Genomic DNA, 2,941 nt, shown 5'->3' on the forward strand with positions numbered 1-2,941 from the left:
TTATCTTCCGCCAACACCTGAAATGGAGCAATTAGAAGCATTGGTTTTACGCCGTACCCAACTGGTTGAAATGCGGGTGGCGGAGAAAAACCGCCTTCACCAAGTCCACGACAGCCAGCGGGAGAGTGTCCAACAGTTGATTGCCCATTTTGACCGTTTAATTGATGAGCTGGAAACACAAATCAATCAAGCGACTGCCGTATTTGACGACACTTTAAAAAAGTTCAATGACATCAAAGGGATAGGTGCAATCACGAGTGCAACTTTGATGTCAATGCTCCCTGAACTCGGTAAGCTCAACCACAAGCAAATCGCTTCACTGGTTGGTGTTGCCCCACACCCGAAAGAGAGCGGTAGCCAGAAATGGCATAGTCGCTGTTCGGGTGGGCGACAAGCGGTACGAAACGTACTTTATAATGCGGCGAATGTCGCCCGCCAACACGAACCGAAGTTCAAGGCATTTTATGAACGGCTGATTGCTCGTGGCAAACCGTTCAAAGTGGCGGTAAACGCCTGTATGCGTAAGCTTTTAACCGTGATTAATGCCATCGTCCGTGATGGCTCACAGTGGAATGCTCACGCGGTTTAATTAACGAATTTGTATCTCGCCAAAAATGTTGGGGAGATACAGTTGCTACATTTTTGCAAAAGTTTCTGGAAATATAACCGCTTGCAAGCGGTTTAATTCCTCATTTATTTTGCGAATTAATCTTTACCCACGTGAAGAATTGCTAAGAACGCTTCTTGTGGTACTTCTACGTTACCGAGAGATTTCATTCGTTTTTTACCCTCTTTTTGTTTTTGTAGAAGTTTCTTCTTACGGCTTACGTCGCCACCGTAACATTTCGCCAATACGTTTTTACGCAACTGTTTCACGGTTGAACGAGCAATAACGTGGTTGCCAATTGCCGCTTGAATTGCGATGTCAAATTGTTGGCGTGGAATAAGTTCACGCATTTTTTCCACTAATTCACGTCCACGATACGCCGCATTTGCACGGTGAACGATAATCGCCAACGCATCAACACGCTCGCCGTTAATCATAATATCCACACGCACCATATCAGCCGTTTGGAAATGTTTAAAACCGTAATCGAGTGAAGCATAACCACGAGAGGTTGATTTTAAGCGGTCGAAGAAGTCTAACACTACTTCGCCCATTGGAATTTCGTAAGTTAAGGCGATTTGGTTACCGTGATAGACCATATTGGTCTGTACACCACGTTTTTCCACACAAAGGGTAATCACGTTGCCTAGGAATTCTTGTGGCACAAGCATATTACATTCTGCAATCGGCTCACGAATTTCTGCAATATTGTTGATTGCTGGGAGTTTCGATGGGCTATCCACATAGATCGTTTCGCCACTGGTTTGCACCACTTCGTAAACTACGGTCGGAGCGGTAGTAATCAAATCAAGATCGTATTCACGCTCTAAACGCTCTTGAATGATCTCCATATGCAATAAGCCTAAGAAGCCGCAGCGGAAACCAAAGCCTAACGCACTTGAAGTTTCTGGCTCATAGAACAATGACGCATCATTGAGGCTTAATTTACCTAAAGCCTCACGGAAGGCTTCGTAGTCGTCTGAACTAATTGGGAATAATCCTGCATAAACCTGTGGTTTTACTTTCTTAAAGCCCGGTAATACTTCCGTTGCTGGGTTGTGGTGGTGGGTTAATGTATCGCCCACTGGTGCACCTAAAATATCTTTAATCGCACAAACTACCCAACCTACTTCGCCTGTTTTAAGTTCTGTTGTATCTACTTGTTTTGGCGTGAAAATACCTAAGCGATCTACATTGTAAGACTGCCCTGTACTCATCACTTTAATTTTATCGCCTTTTTTCAGCACGCCATTTTTCACACGCACTAAAGAAACCACACCTAAATAGTTATCGAACCAAGAGTCGATAATTAAGGCTTGTAATGCTGCTTCAGGATCGCCTTCTGGTGCAGGAATTTTCTTCACGATTTCTTCTAAAACATCTTCAATGCCTAAACCTGTTTTAGCTGAACAGCGTACTGCATCAATGGCATCAATACCGACAATATCTTCAATTTCCTCTGCCACACGCTCAGGCTCAGCCGCTGGTAAATCAATTTTGTTTAGAATTGGCACAACTTCTAAATCCATTTCGATGGCGGTGTAGCAGTTTGCCAATGTTTGAGCTTCAACCCCCTGCCCTGCATCAACCACTAACAATGCCCCTTCACAGGCGGCTAGCGAGCGAGAAACCTCATAGGAGAAATCCACGTGCCCCGGTGTGTCGATAAAGTTAAGCTGATAAGTTTCGCCATCTTTGGCTTTGTAGTTAAGGGTTACACTTTGTGCTTTGATGGTAATTCCACGTTCACGCTCAAGATCCATTGAGTCTAATACTTGGGCTTCCATTTCACGGTCAGATAAGCCGCCACAGGTTTGGATTAAGCGGTCTGATAAGGTTGATTTACCGTGATCGATATGAGCGATAATCGAAAAGTTACGAATATTTTGCATTTTCATCGGGCAGTTAATGTCCTGTTTTGTTATTTGTTTATCAAAAAATTAATCGGGGAATTGTACTTGAAATACAAGGTTTTGCAAAGAAAAACAAATAACAACAAGCGGTTGTTTTTTCCGAAAAATTTGCAAATTTCCTCATAAAAACGACCGCTTGTAGCAAATAGAAATATTAAATTAGTCTCCATCTTTACATATTCATTGATATAGATCATCAGGTATTAACCATAAAGAGGTAAAACCATATACCATAACAAAATATTATATGCTATGGTTATAACAGAAATAAAAATAATTAAGGAGGCAACAATGAAAAAGGGGCTGTAGTAGATTAGCATCACTGCTATACTACAAAAATGAAGATAACCCATTGTAAATTAAAGAAATCTTTGCAGAAAAAGCTTCTTGAATTTTTTGTTGCTGAAGTGACCGCTAGAAC

Annotated in this window: 2 protein-coding genes and 1 pseudogene; 2 read left to right on the plus strand and 1 reads right to left on the minus strand. The window is 42.1% G+C overall.

What is annotated here, in order from left to right; all coding sequences use genetic code 11:
* Positions 1–589 (plus strand): IS110 family transposase (locus ACERCG_RS12085; RefSeq protein ID WP_373612298.1); only part of this gene is annotated, 589 nt, incomplete at its 5' end.
* Between the two features lie 116 nt (positions 590–705).
* Here ACERCG_RS12085 and lepA read toward each other — a convergent pair.
* The gene (gene lepA, locus ACERCG_RS12090) at positions 706–2,499 is read right to left on the minus strand and encodes a translation elongation factor 4 (RefSeq protein ID WP_373612299.1); all 1,794 of its coding nucleotides are present in this window, start codon (positions 2,497–2,499) and stop codon (positions 706–708) included.
* A 359-nt stretch (positions 2,500–2,858) separates the two neighbouring features.
* On the opposite strand from lepA, the pseudogene ACERCG_RS12095 reads away from it, so the two are divergent.
* Positions 2,859–2,941, plus strand: a pseudogene (locus tag ACERCG_RS12095) (IS1595 family transposase); the annotation flags it as partial.

It is taken from the genome of Mannheimia sp. E30BD (assembly GCF_041807785.1).
Classification (GTDB): domain Bacteria; phylum Pseudomonadota; class Gammaproteobacteria; order Enterobacterales; family Pasteurellaceae; genus Mannheimia.